Raw genomic sequence first — 16,924 nt, forward strand, 5'->3', positions numbered from 1 at the left:
GGGCGTCGGGTGGGATGTCCCGCCGCGTCTGTCCCCGTTTCCCCCTCCCCCCCACCCCCCCCCCCCCCTCCCCCCCCCCCCCCCCCCCCCCCCCCCCTCCCCCCCCCCCCCCCCCCCCCCCCCCCCACCCCCTCCGGGCGGCCCGTGGCGCTCACAGGTACCGCTTCAGCTCGCGCCGGGCGAGCGACCGCTGGTGCACCTCGTCGGGTCCGTCCGCGATCTGCAGGGTGCGCGCGGCGGCCCACAGTTCGGCCAGCGGGAAGTCCTGGCCGACACCGCCCGCGCCGTGCACCTGGACGGCCCGGTCGAGGATGCCCACGACCGTGCGCGGTGTCGCGATCTTGATGGCCTGGATCTCGGTGTGTGCACCGCGGTTGCCCACGGTGTCCATCAGCCAGGCGGTCTTCAGCACCAGCAGCCGCAGCTGCTCCACCGCGACCCGCGCGTCCGCGATCCACTCCTGCACCACGCCCTGCTGTGCGATCGGCCTGCCGAACGCCGTCCGCTCGACGGCGCGCCGGCACATCAGCTCGATGGCCCGCTCGGCCATGCCGATCAGCCGCATGCAGTGGTGGATCCGGCCGGGACCGAGGCGGGCCTGCGCGATGGCGAAGCCGCCGCCCTCCTCACCGATCAGATTCGCCGCCGGCACCCGGGCGCCGTCGAAGACCACCTCGGCATGGCCGCCGTGGGAGTGGTCCTCGTAGCCGTACACCCGCATCGCACGCCGGATCTCGACGCCGGGCGTGTCCCGGGGGACGAGGATCATGGACTGCTGGCGCCGGATGTCCGCGCCGTCCGGGTCCGTCTTGCCCATGACGATGAAGATCCTGCAGTCCGGGTTCATCGCCCCGGAGATGTACCACTTGCGGCCGGTGACGACGTACTCGTCGCCGTCCCTCTCGATACGGGTCTCGATGTTCGTGGCGTCGGAGGACGCGACCTCCGGCTCGGTCATCGCGAACGCCGAGCGGATCTCACCCGCGAGCAGCGGCTCCAGCCACTGCTTCCGCTGCGCCTCGTCACCGAACTGCGCCAGCACCTCCATGTTCCCGGTGTCGGGGGCGGCACAGTTGAGGGCGGTCGGGGCCAGGTGGGGGGAGCGGCCGGTGATCTCGGCGAGCGGTGCGTACTGCAGATTGGTCAGCCCGGCACCGTACTCCGTGTCCGGGAGGAAGAGGTTCCACAGACCCTGCCTGCGGGCCTCCCTCTTCAGTTCCTCCACGACCGCCGGGGTGTCCCAGGGGGAGGCAAGCGCGGCACGCTGCTCCTCCGCCACCTGCTCGGCCGGGTACACGTGCTCGTCCATGAAGGCGAGCAGCTTCCGCCGCAGCTCCTCGGTGCGCGCGTCGTAAGCGAAGTCCATGGGTTTCTCAGCCTTCCTGGAGGGTCGTGAGGCCGTGGTCGATGAACAGCGGCACCAGTTCGCCGATCCGGTCGAAGCCCGCACCGACGGTCTGCCCCAGCGTGTAGCGGTAGTGGATGCCCTCGAGGATCACCGCGAGCTTGAACCACGCGAAGGCCGTGTACCAGGAGACCGCGGAGGCGTCCCGGCCGGAACGGGCCGCGTAGCGCTCGATCAGTTCGGCGGGGGCGGGGTGGCCGGCGGCGCCGGCGGTGGTGCTGATCGGCGATCCGGGCACGTCCAGGGGGCTGCTGTACATCACGAGCAGGCCGAGGTCGGTCAGCGGGTCGCCGAGCGTGGACATCTCCCAGTCCAGGACCGCCCTGATCCGCTCGTCGGGCCCGATCAGCACGTTGTCGAGCCGGTAGTCGCCGTGGACCACGGTGGGCGTCGGCGAAGCGGGAAGCGCCCGGCCGAGGGCGGCGTGCAGCCGGTCGATCCCGGACAGGTCACGACTGCGGGAGGCGGCCAGCTGCTTGCCCCAGCGGCGCAGCTGGCGGTCGAGGAAGCCCTCGGGCCGTCCGAAGTCGGCCAGGCCCACCTCCGCGGGGTCGACGGCGTGCAGATCGACGAGCGTGTCGACGAGGCCGAGCACCGCCTCCCGGGTCCGCTCGGGTCCGATCCCCGCGAGCTCGCCGGCCGTGCGGTACGGCGTGCCGGCCACGAACTCCATGACGTAGAAGGGCGCGCCGAGCACCGAGTCGTCCTCGCACATCAGCACCGGCTCGGGCACCGGGACGGGCGTCGGGTGCAGCGCGCTGATCACCCGGTGCTCACGCTTCATGTCATGGGCGGTGGCGAGGACATGGCCGAGCGGCGGTCTGCGCACCACCCACTGGCTCTCGCCGTCACCGACGACGTACGTGAGGTTGGAGCGGCCGCCCTCGATCAGCCGTGCGCTGAGCGGTCCGCGCACCAGGCCTGGGCGCTCGCGGTCGAGGTGACCGCGGAGCTTCTCCGGGTCGATGCCTGGTGGGGGGACTGCGCTCATGGTGTGCCTGCCTCCGTGCGCCGGTGGATGGGAACCTGCCGGACTCATGATGCCGACCAGTCGGTATGCCGTCCAGAGGGGACGGGTAAACCGCCGTCCACGTCACCCCCTGGGAGGTGTTCCCGCGGGCGGCCCGCACGGTCACGCCCTGGTCGTACGGCCAGGTCACGGGCGGTGCGGCCAGGTCACGGGCGGTCCGTGCGGGACCCGCGGGGAAGCACCCCGCAGGTCCGCGCCGGGGACGACCGGGACGGGGAGGACCGGGACGGTGACGATCGCGTCGGTCAGCATCGCGAGAGCGGCGGCCGCGTCGGTGAGGATCACGAGAACGGCGGCCGCGTCGGTCCTACGCGTGACAGGCGACGGGCACTCCGCCGTTCATCACCGTCATGTCGCCCAGGACCGTGGCGAGGTCCAGTGGGGCGCCCGGGGGCAGACCGTCCAGCTCCGCGTACGCGCGGTGCAGGTTCGCCACGAGCCGTTCGCTCTCCTGAAGCTCCGCGAACTCGCCGAGGTCCGCGGCCTGCGCCGTCTCCAGCGGGGCGAGTCCCTTCGAGCGCCCCGTCTCGGCGAGCTCCGCGACGAATCGCAGATAGCGCTCCGTCGTGTCGAACACCGACGGGTCCGCCACCGCCCCGTGCCCGGGTACCACCGTCTTCGCGCCCAGCCTCCGCAGCTGCTCCAGCGCCCGTAGCGAGCCGGCGAGCGACCCCATCAGCACGAAGGGGGTACCCCCGTGGAAGACCAGGTCGCCGGTGAAGACGATCCGCCGCTCGGGCAGCCAGACGATCGTGTCCCCGCGTGTGTGCGCGACACCCGGGTGGAGCAGCCGCACCTCCGTTCCGCCCGTGTGCAGGGTCATCCGGTCGCCGTAGGTGATGGTCGGCGGAGTGATCCGGATGTCCCCGAAGTCGGTCTCCGGCCAGATCAGATGCAGCTGGTGACCGGCTCCGAGCACCTCCGAGCGGCACGTCTCGTGGCCGATCACCGCGGCCTCCGGGGCGAAGACGCCGTTCCCGTAGGTGTGGTCGCCGTGGTGATGGGTGTTCACGACCGCACGGGGCAGCGGTGCCCCCGTCCCCAGCAGGGCTTCCCGCAGCAGGTGGGTCCGGCGCTCCGTCGCCGCCGTGTCCACGAGGAGTGTGGACTCGCCGTCGCTGACGAAACCGGCGTTGCTCAGGCACCAGCCGCCGTCGGGCTGGACGTAGGCGTACACGTCGGGCGCGAGCTGGCGGAGGTACGGCTCGGTTGCAGGCACTGCTGCTCCCTTTCGGTCGAGGAGAGGTGAACGGGCCCTGGCAGCCTGCCAGTCGGGCGCGAGCCCGGGGAAGCGGACGGAGCGGGTTCCGGCCGTCGCCTCCACAGGTCCTCGGTTCCCGGTCGTGGGGACCACGGTGCCGAACCCGCCAGGACTTCGGTGCCGGTCCGTGTCTTCTCGGTGGCGAGCCAGCGGCTCCGGCGCCGCGCCGGTGCGATCACCACGCCCGGACCGACCGTCGTCGTCGCGGGGACCGGAACGCCCTGCGGGCCGTCGTCGTCGCGGGGACCGGAACGCCCTGGGAATCGTCTTCGCCGGGACCGGAACGCCCTGGGAATCGTCTTCGCCGGGACCGGAACGCCCTGCGGGCCGTCCTCGTCGCCGGGACCCGAATGCACGCGGACGGCATCGTCACCAGGGCCCGAACGCCATGCCGGGCGGCACGGCCGAGCCGACCGGCCGCCCCTCAGAGCAGTATCGCCACAGCGAACGCCGCCAGGGCGACCGAGCACGCGACCACGGCCGAGGCGGTGCGCGGTGCGAGCGGCAGAGGGCGGGCCGATGCCAGTTCCCGGACGCGGTGGTGGGCGACGGCCAGGAGCAGCAGCCAGACCAGCGCGCCGAGCCCCAGTGCGGCCAGCCCGGTGCCCGTCACGGTGCCCCGCACCACCTGGCGTACCGCCAGCGCCGCGACCACCGTGGACGTCAGCGTGGTCCGCCGCCAGGCCAGCCTGGTGCGCTCCGGCTGCAGCCCCGGGTCACGGTCCTCCACGGGGGCGCCGGTCACCTGCCCTCCCACCCGAACAGCACCACCACGACCATCGCCACGGCGACCACGGCCACCGTCAGGGCGAGCAGCGTCGGGAACCGGCTCATGGGCAGGGGTTCCCCGCGCCGCATCGCCCGCTCGCAGCGCACCCAGTGGTTGACGGCGCGCAGCGCGCAGAGCACACCTGCCCCGAGCAGTCCCAGCGCGAGTCCGGTGCGCATGGCGCGCTGGAGGTAGGGGAGGAACTGGTCCACGGCGAAACCGCCGGCGATCAGTGCGAGAGCGGTACGGATCCAGGCGAGGAAGGTCCGCTCGTTGGCGAGCGAGAACCGGTAGTCCGGGGTCTCGCCCTCTTCGCCGATGCGCCGGGGAGCGAACCACAGCCGCAGAGTGTCCAGGATGCCGCTCACGGGCGCACCCTACCGACCGGGACGGGCGCGCTCCCGACCGCGTGCGCCGCATGGACGACAGCGCTCGACCGGGTGTGCGGTCCGGCGGCCACCCGGGCCGTTGCCGGGCGAGCCCTCGCGGGGCACGCGGCGCCCCCCTTCAGTCCGCGGCGGCGCGGTGGGCGAGGAAGCCGCTCAGTCCGCGGCGGCGCGGTGCGCGAGGAGCCGCTCGTACGCCGCGAAACCGTCCGGCACCCATGCCCATTCGCCGAGCCGGGCGGACAGTTCCTCCTCGGTGAGGAAGGCGTACCACGCCACCTCCTCCGCCTGCGGACGCACCGGCAGGTCGCAGCGCACCTCGTACACGGCGGACCACCAGCTCCCGGCGCCGGCGGCGTCCTCGTAGAGGAACGTGAGCAGGGGCACCGGCCGGGGGAGACCGGAGACGCCCAGTTCCTCCTCGGCCTCGCGCAGGGCCGCGTCGTCGTACGACTCCCCGGCACCGACGACACCGCCGACGAACATGTCGTACATCGACGGGAACACCAGTTTGGACGGGGTACGCCGATGGACGAAGACCAGACCGTCCGCGTTCCGCGCCAGGACGAACACGCAACGGTGCCGCAGCCCGCGCGCGTACACCTCGCCCCGCGGTGCCCGGCCGACGACCCTGTCGTGCTCGTCGACGATGTCGAGGATCTCGTCCGCTGCGCTCATGGGGTCCATCCAACCAGTTGACGCGGGCCGTTCGGGTACCCAAGATCTGACCCACCGGTAACTTCCCTCGCGGCACGCACCCCCGCTCTCCGCTCCCACGTCCCTGCACCTCTCACCCCACCACTAGGACGGACCCATGGCGTACGACGCTGATGTGATCGTGATCGGGGCGGGCCTCGCGGGCCTCGCGGCCACCGCGGAACTGGTGGACGCGGGGAAGCGGGTCGTCCTGCTCGACCAGGAGCCCGAGCAGTCGATCGGCGGACAGGCGTACTGGTCCTTCGGCGGTCTCTTCTTCGTCGACTCGCCCGAGCAGCGCCGGATGCGCATCAGGGACAGCAGGGCCCTCGCACTCCAGGACTGGTTCGGCACCGCGGGCTTCGACCGGGAGGAGGACGAGTGGCCGCGCCGGTGGGCGGAGGCGTACGTCGACTTCGCGGCGGGGGAGAAGCGCGCCTGGCTGCACGCGCAGGGCGTGCGGTTCTTCCCCGTGGTCGGCTGGGCGGAGCGCGGCGGCTACGACGCGGGCGGGCACGGCAACTCGGTGCCGCGCTTCCACATCACCTGGGGCACCGGGCCGGGCTTGCTGGAGCCGTTCGTCCGGCGGGTCCGCGCGGGGGCGGCCAAGGGGCTGGTCCAGCTGAGGTTCCGGCACCGGGTGACCGGCCTGGGCCGCACCGCCGGGGCCGTGGACACGGTCAGCGGTGAGATCCTCGCGCCGAGCCGGGCCGAGCGCGGCACGGCGAGCAGCCGCGAGGTCACCGGGGCGTTCGAGCTCAAGGCCCAGGCGGTGATCGTCACCTCGGGCGGCATCGGAGGCAACCACGACCTCGTACGGGCCAATTGGCCGCAGCGCCTGGGCACCCCGCCTGAACACATGCTCTCCGGCGTACCGGCGCACGTCGACGGGCTGGTGCTCGGCATCGCCGAGCGCGCGGGCGCACGGCACATCAACAGCGACCGGATGTGGCACTACACCGAAGGCATACAGAACTGGGACCCGATCTGGGCCCGGCACGGCATCCGTATCCTGCCCGGACCGTCGTCGCTCTGGCTGGACGCGCACGGCAACCGGCTCCCGGTGCCGCTGTTCCCGGGCTTCGACACGCTCGGCACCCTTGAGCACATCATGCGGACCGGTCACGGCTACACCTGGTTCATCCTGAACCGGCGCATCATCGGCAAGGAGTTCGCACTCTCCGGATCCGAGCAGAACCCCGACCTCACCGGCAGGTCGGTGCGCGGCGTGATCGACCGTGCCCGCACCGATGTCCCGGGACCCGTGAGGGCCTTCATGGAACGGGGCGCCGACTTCGTCGTCGAGAACGACCTCGGCGCCCTGGTGCGCGGCATGAACAAGCTCACCGAGGAGCCGCTCATCGACGAGGCCGCGGTGCGCCGCACGATCACCGAACGCGACCGGGAGATCGCCAACCCGTTCACCAAGGACCTCCAGGTGACCGCGATCCGCGGCGCCCGCAAGTACCTCGGCGACCGGCTGATCCGCACGGCCCCGCCGCACCGCATCCTCGACCCGGACGCCGGCCCGCTGGTCGCCGTGCGCCTCCACATCCTCACCCGCAAGTCGCTCGGCGGCCTGGAGACCGATCTGTCGTCCCGCGTCCTCGCCGAGGGCGGCGAGCCCCTGCCGGGTGTGTACGCGGCGGGCGAGGCCGCGGGATTCGGCGGCGGCGGAGTCCACGGGTACCGCGCGCTGGAGGGCACCTTCCTCGGCGGCTGCCTGTTCTCCGGCCGGACGGCGGGCAGGGCCGCGGCGAAGGCGGTCGGCTGACGGCGGGGAACACGGAGGCCCGGTCCGTCCTCGGGCCGCCGGATCGGAGCGGAGGAGGGGCCCGGCCGGCAGCCCCCTCCGCGGTTCCGGCCGGTCCGGGTTCCTACGAACGCGGGTTCACCGTCCGGTCACTCGGTGGTCCACTGCCAGGAGACGCCCGACTTGAAGTCGTCGGCGGTCTCGGCGTCCACGCTCCAGGAGAGTCTTGCGGGCGGATTCGACGAGTCCCCGACGAAGACCGAGCAGAGGGTGCGCGTCTCGCCGAGGTCCCAGCCCGTGTAGGCGTCCGCCACGGGGCAGCCGCCCTCGACATAGCCGTCGTGGACGGTCGGTCGCCTCGCGACCTCTTGCCCGTTCTCGTCGAGGGCCCTGGCGTGGGCATTGAGGTCGGGATTGCCGGAATCCGACTCCCCTTCCTTCAGGGTGTACTTCACATACACGAAGAACGGGGTGTCGCCCGTCACGTCGTCCCCGGTGAAGCGACCCTCCTCCATCTGCTCAGGGGTTCCCTTGACGATCTTCTCGGCGGTCACCTGGAACTTCCCGCCGCCGGAGACGGTCGGATCGAACAGCTCCGGAGCCGGCCGGCCCATCGTCAGTGCGGGGCTCCACTCCACTTTCGGGCGCGGACTCTCCTTGAGGGCCTTGCTCTCGCTCTTCACCCCGCGGTTCTCGGGGGCGACGCCCACCCCCTCTCCGCCTCCGTCACCACCACAGGCGGTGAGCGTGAGTCCCAGTACCGTGGCCACGAGCCCGTGAAGGGCCCTGGAGCGGCGATGCATGTCGTTCTTCCCTCTGACAGAAGTACCCAGGGGAACGGCAGCCCGAGCGCCACGCATCCCCCTCTTACCGCGCTGTGCGCGTCGGTCAGCGTATACACCCGAGGCGTAAGGGAGTTCTCCCGCCCGGCGGTCACGGCCGGCCGGTCCGCCGGCCCTCCGGTGTCCTGGGGCGTGTATCAGGCGGGTCGGCGCAGTCCGACGGGTCAGCTCAATCGCTCGGCGACCCTGAAGCGTTCGGCGACGACCAGGGTGGTGTCGTCGACGGTGAACCCGGAGTCGCCGACCGCGTCGAGGAACTCGGGACTCCGCCAGAACGACTCGTGTCCCGCACGCCATTCGGCGACCGTGGCGTAGCCCTCGCCCTCGTCGACGGCGTGCGCGAGGTCCACCTCGCCCAGGGGAAGCACCCGCACCTCGGTCGTCTCGACGACCGCGACGGGCCGCCCGGCGGAATCGAGGAGCGCGAACCGCTGTCCCACGTACGGCAGTTCCTCACCCTCGGCCTCGTACTCCGCGATCAGCCCGGTGGTCGACACCTTGTCGCCGGACAGCACCGCGGCGACCAGTCGGTCGCGCAGCGGTCCGGGCAAAGCGAGGAGGAGAGGCTCAAGAGATGTGTGATCCGTCGCACCGTTGTGCGCCGTGGGCGTGCCGTCGTCCGTCATGGCGTGATCCTGAGCAATCAACTCGCCGATCCCGAACGCGATTTGAGCGTGCCAGAGTGTGTGCCGGGTCTTGACTCGGACTGTTGCCTACCGCTTTGCTGTGCGTGATCATCCGCTCGCACATCGCATTGTGGAGGAAGATACCGCGGGATGTCACCGCCTCCGCCGCCCCTCGGCCGGTCCCGCAAGCGGGGCGAACAGATCTTCGACCCGGCGCTGGGGGATGCCGAACTCGTCGCTGTCCGAGGGCAGTTGGCGCAAGGGCGCTGGCCCAGGGTTCGCGGGCTGCTCGCGGTGACGGGCGACGACTGGGACCGCCGGGGGCACCGCCTCGTCGTCCTGGGCGAACTCTCCAGCGCGGCCGCCTGGGCGCGCGAATGGCTGATCGCGGAGCCCGACAGTCCCGATGCGGCCGCCCTGCTGGCCAGTGCCGTCGTCCACCGGGCACTGCGCGGCAAGGCCGCCGAGGAGGGCGCCCACGAGGCCTGCCGTACGGCGGCCCGGCTCGCCCCCGCCGACCCCACCCCCTGGCTGGCCATGCTGATGCTGGCCCGGTCGCTCGGCTCCGAGGACGACACCGCGCGGTTCTTCGACGAGGTGCGGGCCCGCCACCCCGACCACCATCACGCCCATCACCTGATGGCCGCCCGGCTGGCCGAGCGCCGGCCCGGCACCGGGCAGGACCCGATGCACGAGGTCTACGACTTCGCGGCCTGGGCCGCCGAGGAGGCGCCGGCCGATTCCCCGCTGGCGGTGCTTCCGGTGGTCGCCCATGCGGAGCGGTACCGGGTGCTCGCCGCGGCGGGCAGCGAGCCGAAGGACCCCGTCGCCTCCGGCCACTGGACGGGCCGGCGCGCCCGGCAGGTGATGAAGACGGCCTTCGACTGGTGGCTGGAATGGGAGGGCGAGGACCACCCCCGCAGCCGTATCGACCTCAACTACCTCGCCCACGCCAAACACTGCGAGGGCCGCCCGGCCGAAGCCGCCGCGCTGTTCCACCGCATCGGTCCGCACGTCACCCCCCAGCCCTGGTCCTATCCGGACCTGGATCCGTACAGGGCGTTCACGGCCGCGCGCAGTGCCGCGCTCGGCTCCGCGTAACACCGACCCGAAAGGACGAGCTCGCGATGGCGACGGGCAGTTCCAGCACCAGCGAGATCCATACGTACAAGGGCCAGGACCGGGTCCTGCGGGCCGGCCGACTGGGCACGGCAGGCCTGCTGCTGTCCGTCCTGGCCGCGAGCGCACCCCTGATGGTCGTCGCGGGTGTCATGCCCACCACATTCGCGGTGATGGGGATCGTCGGACAGCCCCTCCTCTTCGTGATCCTCGGGGCGGTGCTCGCGCTGTTCGGCGTCGGATACGCCGAGATGAGCCGCCACGTGCACAACGCCGGAGCCTTCTACGCCTACATCGCCCGCGGCCTCGGCGGCACCGCCGGCGCCGGCGCCTCCTACGTCGCCCTGGTCTCCTACAGTGCCATGCAGGTCGGCATCTACGGCATCTTCGGATTCGAGGTCTCCGGTCTCTTCGGCACCTACCTCGGCATCATGCTCGACTGGTGGATACCCGCACTGGCCGCCGCGGCCGCCGTCGGCGCGCTCGGCTGGCTGAAGATCGACCTCAATGCCCGCGTCCTCGGCGTCCTGCTCGTGATCGAGTGCGTGCTCGTCGTGATCTTCGACATCGCGGCCGTGGCGCAGCCCGGCCCGGAAGGCCTCTCCTTCGGGGCGTTCGACCCCGGCACCCTGACCGGGGCGGGTCTGAGCACCGCCCTGTGCTTCTGCATCGCCGCGTTCGTCGGCTTCGAACAGGCTCCCGTGTACGCCGAGGAGACCAGCCGCCCGCAGATCGTCGTCTCCCGCGTGATGTTCCTCGCCGTCGGCTTCGTCGCCCTGTTCTTCGCCCTCAGCTCCTGGGCGCTCACCGTCGCGGCCGGCCCCTCGGGCATCGTTCCCGCCGCCCGGGAACAGGGACCCGCACTGCTCTTCGGCCTCACCGGCAGCCGGCTCGGCGACACCTTCACCGACGTCCTGCACGTCCTCTTCGTCACCGGCATGTTCGCCGCGATGCTCAGCTTCCACAACGTCGTCGCCCGCTACGCCTTCGCCATGGGCCGCGAGGGCCTGCTGCCCGCCGCCTTCGGGCGCACCAGCCAGGCCAGCGGGGCCCCGGCCACCGGCTCGCTGTTCCAGACCGTCGTCTCCGTCGTGGTCGTGCTCGCCTTCGCACTCACCGACGGCAGGCCGGCCGGCGACCCGACCGCCCCCGTGCTGCACCTCTTCACCTGGATGGGCAACGTCGGGGCGCTCGGTGTGATCCTGCTGATGGCCGCGGCCTCGTTCGCCGTGATCGTCTTCTTCGTGCGGCGCGGTGCGGCGAGGCCCCAGCTCCCGCGACTGATCGCCTCCGGGCTGGCCGGCGCCGCCCTGCTGGTGATCGCCGTCTACACCGTCAAGGACTTCGACGTCCTCGTCGGCTCGGGGCCCGGCTCCCTGCTCAGCCGGGCCCTGCCGGCCGTCGTCGGGGTCGCGCTGGCCGTGGGGCTGGTCATCGGCGCCGTGCTGCGCACACGCCGTCCCGAAGCGCACGCCCGGATCGGTCTCGGCAACGAGGCGTTCCGGATGGAGAGAGCCGCGGAGACGCTGACCGAGGCGTGACGCGGGACACGTCGCGGGCGGAGACGCCCATCGTGACCCTCAGTGCACGGTGACCGGAGGTCCCTCCTGCCGGAAAGGGCCTCCGGTTCCTGCTGTCCGGCCCCTCCCGCGGGCCGCCCGGAAGATCGTCCATGCTGTTCGCGAAGGCGATGCCAAGGCCTCCGGGACGGATGCGGCGAAGATCGTCACAGGGCCCCCGCAAGGGCGGAAGTGATCATTCCCTGCCCGTCCAGGGTCGTTCGCCCCCTTGGTTCACTCTGTTGAAACCTCTGAAATACCTCAGATCTATGTCTACGTGAGGTTGACCACTGCCAAAATCCCAGGGTTGCCCAACCATGAACCCTTGGGTCTTTCACGCCCCGGGCCGCGCCACGGTGACCACCTTCCTCACCGTGGGAAGGCCTCCGGCATTCGGCCGGGTACCGCACACCCCCTCACGAAGGCGAACAACTACATGAGTGACCGCATCATGACTGCGGCCGACGCGCCCGCCGCCGGAACACCGGCGCCGAGCTCCCCCCACGTAGACGCCGGTGACGCCGGGTACCGCAAGGACCTCAAGTCGCGGCACATCAACATGATCGCCATCGGCGGCGCCATCGGTACGGGCCTCTTCCTGGGCGCCGGTGGACGCATGGCCAACGCGGGCCCCTCCCTCTTCATCGCCTACGCGCTCTGCGGCGTGTTCGCCTTCTTCGTCGTGCGCGCGCTCGGCGAGCTCGTCCTCTACCGGCCCTCCTCCGGTGCCTTCGTCTCGTACGCCCGTGAGTTCATGGGCGAGAAGGGCGCCTACACGGCCGGCTGGCTGTACTTCCTCAACTGGTCGACGACCGCGATCGCGGACATCACCGCGGCCGCGACCTACGCCCACTTCTGGGCGATGTTCAGCGACATCCCGCAGTGGGTGCTCGCGCTCATCGCGCTCGCCGTGGTCCTCGCCGCCAACCTCATCTCGGTGAAGTACTTCGGTGAGATGGAGTTCTGGTTCGCGATCATCAAGGTCGCCGCGCTGGTGGCCTTCATGCTCGTCGGCATCTTCCTCGTCGTCACCCAGCACGAGGTCGGCGGCCACACCCCGGGCCTGGCCACCATCACCGACAACGGCGGCATCTTCCCGAGCGGTGTCATGCCGATGCTGCTGCTGATCCAGGGTGTCGTCTTCGCCTACGCCTCCGTCGAGCTGTGCGGTGTGGCCGCCGGTGAGACCGAGAACCCCGAGAAGATCATGCCGAAGGCGATCAACTCGATCATGTGGCGTGTCGGCCTCTTCTACGTCGGCTCCGTCGTGCTGCTCGCCCTGCTGCTGCCGTACACCGCGTACTCCGCCGACCAGAGCCCCTTCGTCACCCTCTTCGACAAGCTCGGCATCCCGGGTGCCGCAGGCGTGATGAACCTCGTGGTCCTCACGGCCGCCCTCTCCAGCCTGAACTCGGGCCTGTACTCCACCGGCCGCATCCTGCGCTCCATGTCGCTCTCGGGCTCCGCGCCCAAGTTCACCGGCGTGATGAACAAGGGCGGCGTGCCCTACGGCGGCATCCTGCTCACCGCGGGCTTCGGTATCCTCGGCGTGGCCCTGAACTACGTCATGCCGGGCGAGGCCTTCGAACTGGTGCTGAACTTCGCTTCCATCGGCATCATCGGCACCTGGGGCATGATCATGGTCTGCTCGCTGCTGTTCTGGCAGCGGTCCAAGGACGGCCGGGTCACCCGCCCCGGCTACAAGCTGCCCTGGGCGCCGTACACGCAGATCGTCACGCTGGTCTTCCTGGCGTCGGTGCTCGTGCTGATGTGGCTCGACGGCGGCATCAGCCGGACCACCGTCAACTGCCTGCCGCTGATCGTCGCCGCTCTCGCCGGCGGCTGGTACCTGGTCCGCGGCCGGGTCGCCGCGGTCGCGGCCCGTCGCACGACCGACGTGGGCTGACGGCCCGCGGTCCGCACGTACGACGTCGCCCCCGCACCGCTTCGGCCGGTGCGGGGGCGGTTTCGCGTTTCCGCTCGGGAGGTTTCTCTGCTCGGCGCGGCGGCGCGGCGGCGCGGCGGCGCGTCCTCGTTCTGCGGGGGCGAGTGGGCCGGGTTCGTCGGTTCCATCGGTTTCATCGGGCGGCGTAGGACGTGGCGTCGCGCCGGGAGGGCCCCACCGGGCGTCCGGCCGCCCCTGGCGTCGAGTCCGCTGCGCACAGCGGACCCGCCGGCCGGTTCGGCACCGGCCCGGTCGGGGAGACCTTCTGCGTGGCCCCGCCCCGGTGCACGCAACGGCCGTGCCCCCGGGCACCGACGACCCACGACCACGGAGCCGCCCGCATGCATGACGACCGCAGTCTCGTCGAAGCACGGCTGACGCGCGTCCTCGACGAGCGGATCCGGCCCGCCGTGTACCCCGAGCACGTCCCCCTGGACGTCACCGTGTGGCACGCCCCGGGCGAGCCGGTCCCGGTGGCGGAGGGCCTCGCCGCGCCGAGGCGGCCCATCGCGGTCGGCGACCGCTGGGGCGCTCCGTGGGGGACCAGCTGGTTCACGGTCACCGGCACCGTCCCGGACACGTGGGCGGGGCGGACCGTAGAGGCCCTGATCGACCTGGGGTTCGACCGGAACATGCCCGGCTTCCAGTGCGAGGGCCTCGTGTACCGGCCCGACGGCACGCCGGTGAAGGGCCTCAGCCCCCGCAACCAGTGGGTCCGCGTCGGCGCCCCGGTGGACGGCGGCGAGGAGGTCGTCCTGCACGTCGAGGCGGCGTCCAACCCAGTGATCCTCGGGTTCCGGCCGACGGCCCTGGGCGATCCGGCCACCGCCGGTGGCGAGCCTCAGTACACACTCGCCCGCGCCGACCTCGCCGTCTTCGACCGCACGGTGTGGGAGCTCGTCCAGGACCTGGAGGTCCTGGGCGAGCTGATGAGGGAACTGCCCGCGGACGGTGCGCGCCGCTGGGACATCCTGCGCGCCGTCGAACGGGCCCTCGACGCCGTCGACCTCCAGGACGTGGGCGCCACCGCCGCGTCCGCACGGCTGCACCTCGCCGGCGTCCTCGCCTCTCCCGCCCACCCCTCCGCGCACCGCATCAGTGCCGTCGGCCACGCCCACATCGACTCCGCCTGGCTGTGGCCGCTGCGCGAGACCGTGCGCAAGGTCGCCCGCACCGCGTCGAACATGACCGCCCTGCTCGAGGACGAGCCCGACTTCGTCTTCGCCATGTCCCAGGCGCAGCAGTTCGCCTGGCTCAAGGAGCACCGGCCCGAGGTCTACGCCCGGGTGAAGAAAGCCGTCTCCGAGGGCAGGTTCGTGCCCACCGGCGGCATGTGGGTCGAGTCCGACACCAACATGCCCGGTTCGGAGGCCATGGCCCGCCAGTTCGTGCACGGGAAGCGCTTCTTCATCGAGGAGTTCGGCATCGACAGCGAAGAGGTGTGGCTGCCCGACACCTTCGGCTTCGCCGCGGGGCTGCCGCAGATCATCCGGGCCGCGGGCTGCCGCTGGCTGCTCACCCAGAAGCTGAGCTGGAGCCGCACCAATACGTTCCCCCACCACACGTTCCTGTGGGAGGGTATCGACGGCACACGGATCCTCACCCACTTCCCGCCCGTCGACACCTACAACTGCTCCATGCACGGCCACGAGATCGCCCACGCAGCCGCCGACTTCAAGGAGAAGGGCCGGGCCCGCCACTCGCTCGCGCCGACCGGCTGGGGCGACGGGGGCGGCGGCACCACCCGCGAAATGGTCGCCAAGGCGGCCAGGCTGCGCAGCCTGGAGGGCTCGGCCACCGTCCGGTGGGAACCGCCCGCCGCCTTCTTCGCCAAGGCGGAGGAGGAGTACGCCGAACCGCCGGTCTGGGCCGGCGAGCTGTACCTCGAACTCCACCGGGCCACCCTCACCAGCCAGGCGCAGACCAAGCAGGACAACCGGCGCAGCGAGCACCTGCTGCGCGAAGCCGAACTGTGGGCCGCGACCGCCGCCGTCGACAGCGGCTTCCCCTATCCCCACCAGCAGCTGGACCGCCTCTGGAAGACGGTCCTCCTGCACCAGTTCCACGACATCCTGCCCGGCTCCTCCATCGCCTGGGTGCACCGCGAGGCCCGGCGGACCCACGCGGCCGTCGCCGCCGAACTGGAGGGAATCGTCGAAGCCGCCCAGGCGGCACTCGCCGGTCCTCCCGAGACCGCGAAGACCCTGCTGGTCTTCAACGCGGCACCGCACACCCGCAACGGTGTGCCCGCGGGCGGCGCCGCCCCCGCCGCCTCGCCGGTCGCCGGGAAACCCGTCCGAACGGACCGTCCCGGCGGCGGCCACGTCCTCGACAACGGCCTGCTGCGCGTCGGTATCGACGACCGCGGCCTGATCGCCTCGGTGTACGACGTGGAGGCCGGCCGGGAGACCCTGCCGCCGGGGGCCGTCGCGGGGCTCCTCCAACTGCACCCCGACCTCCCCAATATGTGGGACGCCTGGGACGTCGACCACTTCTACCGCAACACCGGCACCGACCTCACGTCCGCCGACCGGATCACCACGAGCGACGACGGCGACTCCGTCTCCGTCCATGTCGTCCGGACCTTCGGCGCCTCCGCGGTCACCCAGGTCCACACGCTCCGCGCCGGGGCCAAACGCCTGGACATCCGTACCGAGGTCGACTGGCACGAGACCGAGAAGTTCCTCAAGATGGCCTTCCCCCTGGACATCCACACCGAGCGGTACGCCTCCGAGACCCAGTTCGGCCACTTCTTCCGGCCCACCCACACCAACACCAGCTGGGACGCCGCCAGGTTCGAGGCCTGCAACCACCGCTTCGTGCACTTCGGGGAGCCCGGCTGGGGCGTCGCCCTCGTCAACGACTCCACCTACGGACACGACGTCACCCGAACGGTCCGCAGTGAGGACCGCGGGACCACCACCACCGTCCGGGTCTCCCTGCTGCGCGCACCCCGCTTCCCCGATCCCGGGACGGACCAGGGCCTCCACCGCTTCCGGCACGGCCTGCTGCCGGGAGCCACGATCGGCGACGCCGTACGCGAGGGCCATGCGCTCAATCTGCCCGAGCGTCGCGTCCCCGGCGCCTCCGCCGTCGCCCCGCTGTTCACCGTCGACGACGACGCCGTCGTCGTCAGCGCCGTGAAGCTCGCCGACGACGGCAGCGGCGACGTGATCGTGCGGCTCTACGAGGCCCGGGGAGGCCGGGCCACGGCGCGCCTCAGGCCCCGCTTCCCCTGCACCCGCAGTGTGACCACCGACCTCCTCGAACGGCCGGTCGGCGCCCCGGAGCCCGTGGACGGCGCGATCCGGCTCACCCTCCGGCCCTTCGAAATGGTCACCCTGCGCCTGACGAAGGAGGACGAATGAGGCCGGAGGCCGCCGGGCGCGCCCGGCGGCCTCCGGGGTTCCGTACGGTGTGTTCCCGGTCTGCGCCTTACCGGTCCATGCGCTCCAGGCAGCGGCGCTGTCGTCGGCCCGAGGCTGCGGCGCCCGCCGAGCCGGTCGCGGCCCGGTGGCACCGGCGGCCCCTCC

At 71.8% G+C, this 16,924-nt stretch carries 14 protein-coding genes; 5 read left to right on the plus strand and 9 right to left on the minus strand.

Features of this window, described 5'->3' with window-relative positions:
* Positions 1–151: 151 nt before the first annotated feature.
* From ACZ4Z5_RS04905 to ACZ4Z5_RS04935, 7 genes are all read right to left on the minus strand, one after another.
* Positions 152–1,366, minus strand: coding sequence for an acyl-CoA dehydrogenase family protein (locus tag ACZ4Z5_RS04905; protein ID WP_468256726.1), 1,215 nt, complete (start codon positions 1,364–1,366; stop codon positions 152–154).
* Between the two features lie 7 nt (positions 1,367–1,373).
* Positions 1,374–2,396, minus strand: coding sequence for a phosphotransferase family protein (locus tag ACZ4Z5_RS04910; protein WP_468256729.1), 1,023 nt, complete (start codon positions 2,394–2,396; stop codon positions 1,374–1,376).
* 165 nt (positions 2,397–2,561) lie between these two features.
* Positions 2,562–2,720 (minus strand): hypothetical protein, encoded by a 159-nt coding sequence (locus ACZ4Z5_RS04915; protein ID WP_468256732.1) that lies wholly within the window; start codon positions 2,718–2,720, stop codon positions 2,562–2,564.
* Positions 2,721–2,742: 22 nt separating this feature from the next.
* Entirely contained in the window at positions 2,743–3,654 is a 912-nt protein-coding gene (locus ACZ4Z5_RS04920) for an MBL fold metallo-hydrolase (protein ID WP_468256735.1), read from the minus strand.
* A 466-nt stretch (positions 3,655–4,120) separates the two neighbouring features.
* The gene (locus ACZ4Z5_RS04925; RefSeq protein WP_468256738.1) at positions 4,121–4,441 is read right to left on the minus strand and encodes a DUF202 domain-containing protein; all 321 of its coding nucleotides are present in this window, start codon (positions 4,439–4,441) and stop codon (positions 4,121–4,123) included.
* Entirely contained in the window at positions 4,438–4,833 is a 396-nt protein-coding gene (locus tag ACZ4Z5_RS04930) for a YidH family protein (protein ID WP_468256741.1), read from the minus strand. Before ACZ4Z5_RS04930 ends, ACZ4Z5_RS04925 begins: the two co-directional genes overlap by 4 nt.
* Before the next feature lie 174 nt (positions 4,834–5,007).
* Positions 5,008–5,529 (minus strand): NUDIX hydrolase, encoded by a 522-nt coding sequence (locus ACZ4Z5_RS04935; protein ID WP_468256744.1) that lies wholly within the window; start codon positions 5,527–5,529, stop codon positions 5,008–5,010.
* A gap of 136 nt (positions 5,530–5,665) precedes the next feature.
* On the opposite strand from ACZ4Z5_RS04935, the gene ACZ4Z5_RS04940 reads away from it, so the two are divergent.
* Positions 5,666–7,321, plus strand: a complete 1,656-nt coding sequence (locus tag ACZ4Z5_RS04940) for an FAD-binding dehydrogenase (protein ID WP_468256747.1) — start codon at positions 5,666–5,668, stop codon at positions 7,319–7,321.
* Between the two features lie 128 nt (positions 7,322–7,449).
* Here the strand turns inward: ACZ4Z5_RS04940 and ACZ4Z5_RS04945 are convergent, their stop codons facing one another.
* Positions 7,450–8,103, minus strand: coding sequence for a hypothetical protein (locus tag ACZ4Z5_RS04945; protein ID WP_468256749.1), 654 nt, complete (start codon positions 8,101–8,103; stop codon positions 7,450–7,452).
* Between the two features lie 203 nt (positions 8,104–8,306).
* On the minus strand, positions 8,307–8,768 hold the full coding sequence (locus ACZ4Z5_RS04950; RefSeq protein WP_468256751.1) for an ASCH domain-containing protein: 462 nt from the start codon (positions 8,766–8,768) through the stop codon (positions 8,307–8,309).
* Positions 8,769–8,918: 150 nt separating this feature from the next.
* On the opposite strand from ACZ4Z5_RS04950, the gene ACZ4Z5_RS04955 reads away from it, so the two are divergent.
* From ACZ4Z5_RS04955 to ACZ4Z5_RS04970, 4 genes are all read left to right on the plus strand, one after another.
* Positions 8,919–9,869, plus strand: coding sequence for a hypothetical protein (locus tag ACZ4Z5_RS04955; RefSeq protein WP_468256754.1), 951 nt, complete (start codon positions 8,919–8,921; stop codon positions 9,867–9,869).
* Positions 9,870–9,895: 26 nt separating this feature from the next.
* A complete protein-coding gene (locus ACZ4Z5_RS04960) occupies positions 9,896–11,428 on the plus strand; it encodes an APC family permease (protein ID WP_468256756.1) in 1,533 nt (510 codons plus the stop codon).
* Positions 11,429–11,882: 454 nt separating this feature from the next.
* Positions 11,883–13,352: an amino acid permease gene (locus tag ACZ4Z5_RS04965; RefSeq protein ID WP_468256758.1), complete on the plus strand. Its 1,470-nt coding sequence runs from the start codon at positions 11,883–11,885 to the stop codon at positions 13,350–13,352.
* A gap of 380 nt (positions 13,353–13,732) precedes the next feature.
* Positions 13,733–16,759 (plus strand): alpha-mannosidase, encoded by a 3,027-nt coding sequence (locus ACZ4Z5_RS04970; RefSeq protein ID WP_468256760.1) that lies wholly within the window; start codon positions 13,733–13,735, stop codon positions 16,757–16,759.
* The last annotated feature ends 165 nt before the right edge of the window (positions 16,760–16,924 follow it).

This window comes from Streptomyces sp. NPDC030222, assembly GCF_055573115.1.

Coding starts and splice junctions, on each gene's coding strand:
- ACZ4Z5_RS04905 (WP_468256726.1), bottom strand. CDS start 1,366: ATGGACTTCGCTTACGACGCGCGCACCGAGGAGCTGCGGCGGAAGCTG.
- ACZ4Z5_RS04910 (WP_468256729.1), bottom strand. CDS start 2,396: ATGAGCGCAGTCCCCCCACCAGGCATCGACCCGGAGAAGCTCCGCGGT.
- ACZ4Z5_RS04935 (WP_468256744.1), bottom strand. CDS start 5,529: ATGAGCGCAGCGGACGAGATCCTCGACATCGTCGACGAGCACGACAGG.
- ACZ4Z5_RS04940 (WP_468256747.1), top strand. CDS start 5,666: ATGGCGTACGACGCTGATGTGATCGTGATCGGGGCGGGCCTCGCGGGC.
- ACZ4Z5_RS04945 (WP_468256749.1), bottom strand. CDS start 8,103: ATGCATCGCCGCTCCAGGGCCCTTCACGGGCTCGTGGCCACGGTACTG.
- ACZ4Z5_RS04950 (WP_468256751.1), bottom strand. CDS start 8,768: ATGACGGACGACGGCACGCCCACGGCGCACAACGGTGCGACGGATCAC.
- ACZ4Z5_RS04955 (WP_468256754.1), top strand. CDS start 8,919: ATGTCACCGCCTCCGCCGCCCCTCGGCCGGTCCCGCAAGCGGGGCGAA.
- ACZ4Z5_RS04960 (WP_468256756.1), top strand. CDS start 9,896: ATGGCGACGGGCAGTTCCAGCACCAGCGAGATCCATACGTACAAGGGC.
- ACZ4Z5_RS04965 (WP_468256758.1), top strand. CDS start 11,883: ATGAGTGACCGCATCATGACTGCGGCCGACGCGCCCGCCGCCGGAACA.
- ACZ4Z5_RS04970 (WP_468256760.1), top strand. CDS start 13,733: ATGCATGACGACCGCAGTCTCGTCGAAGCACGGCTGACGCGCGTCCTC.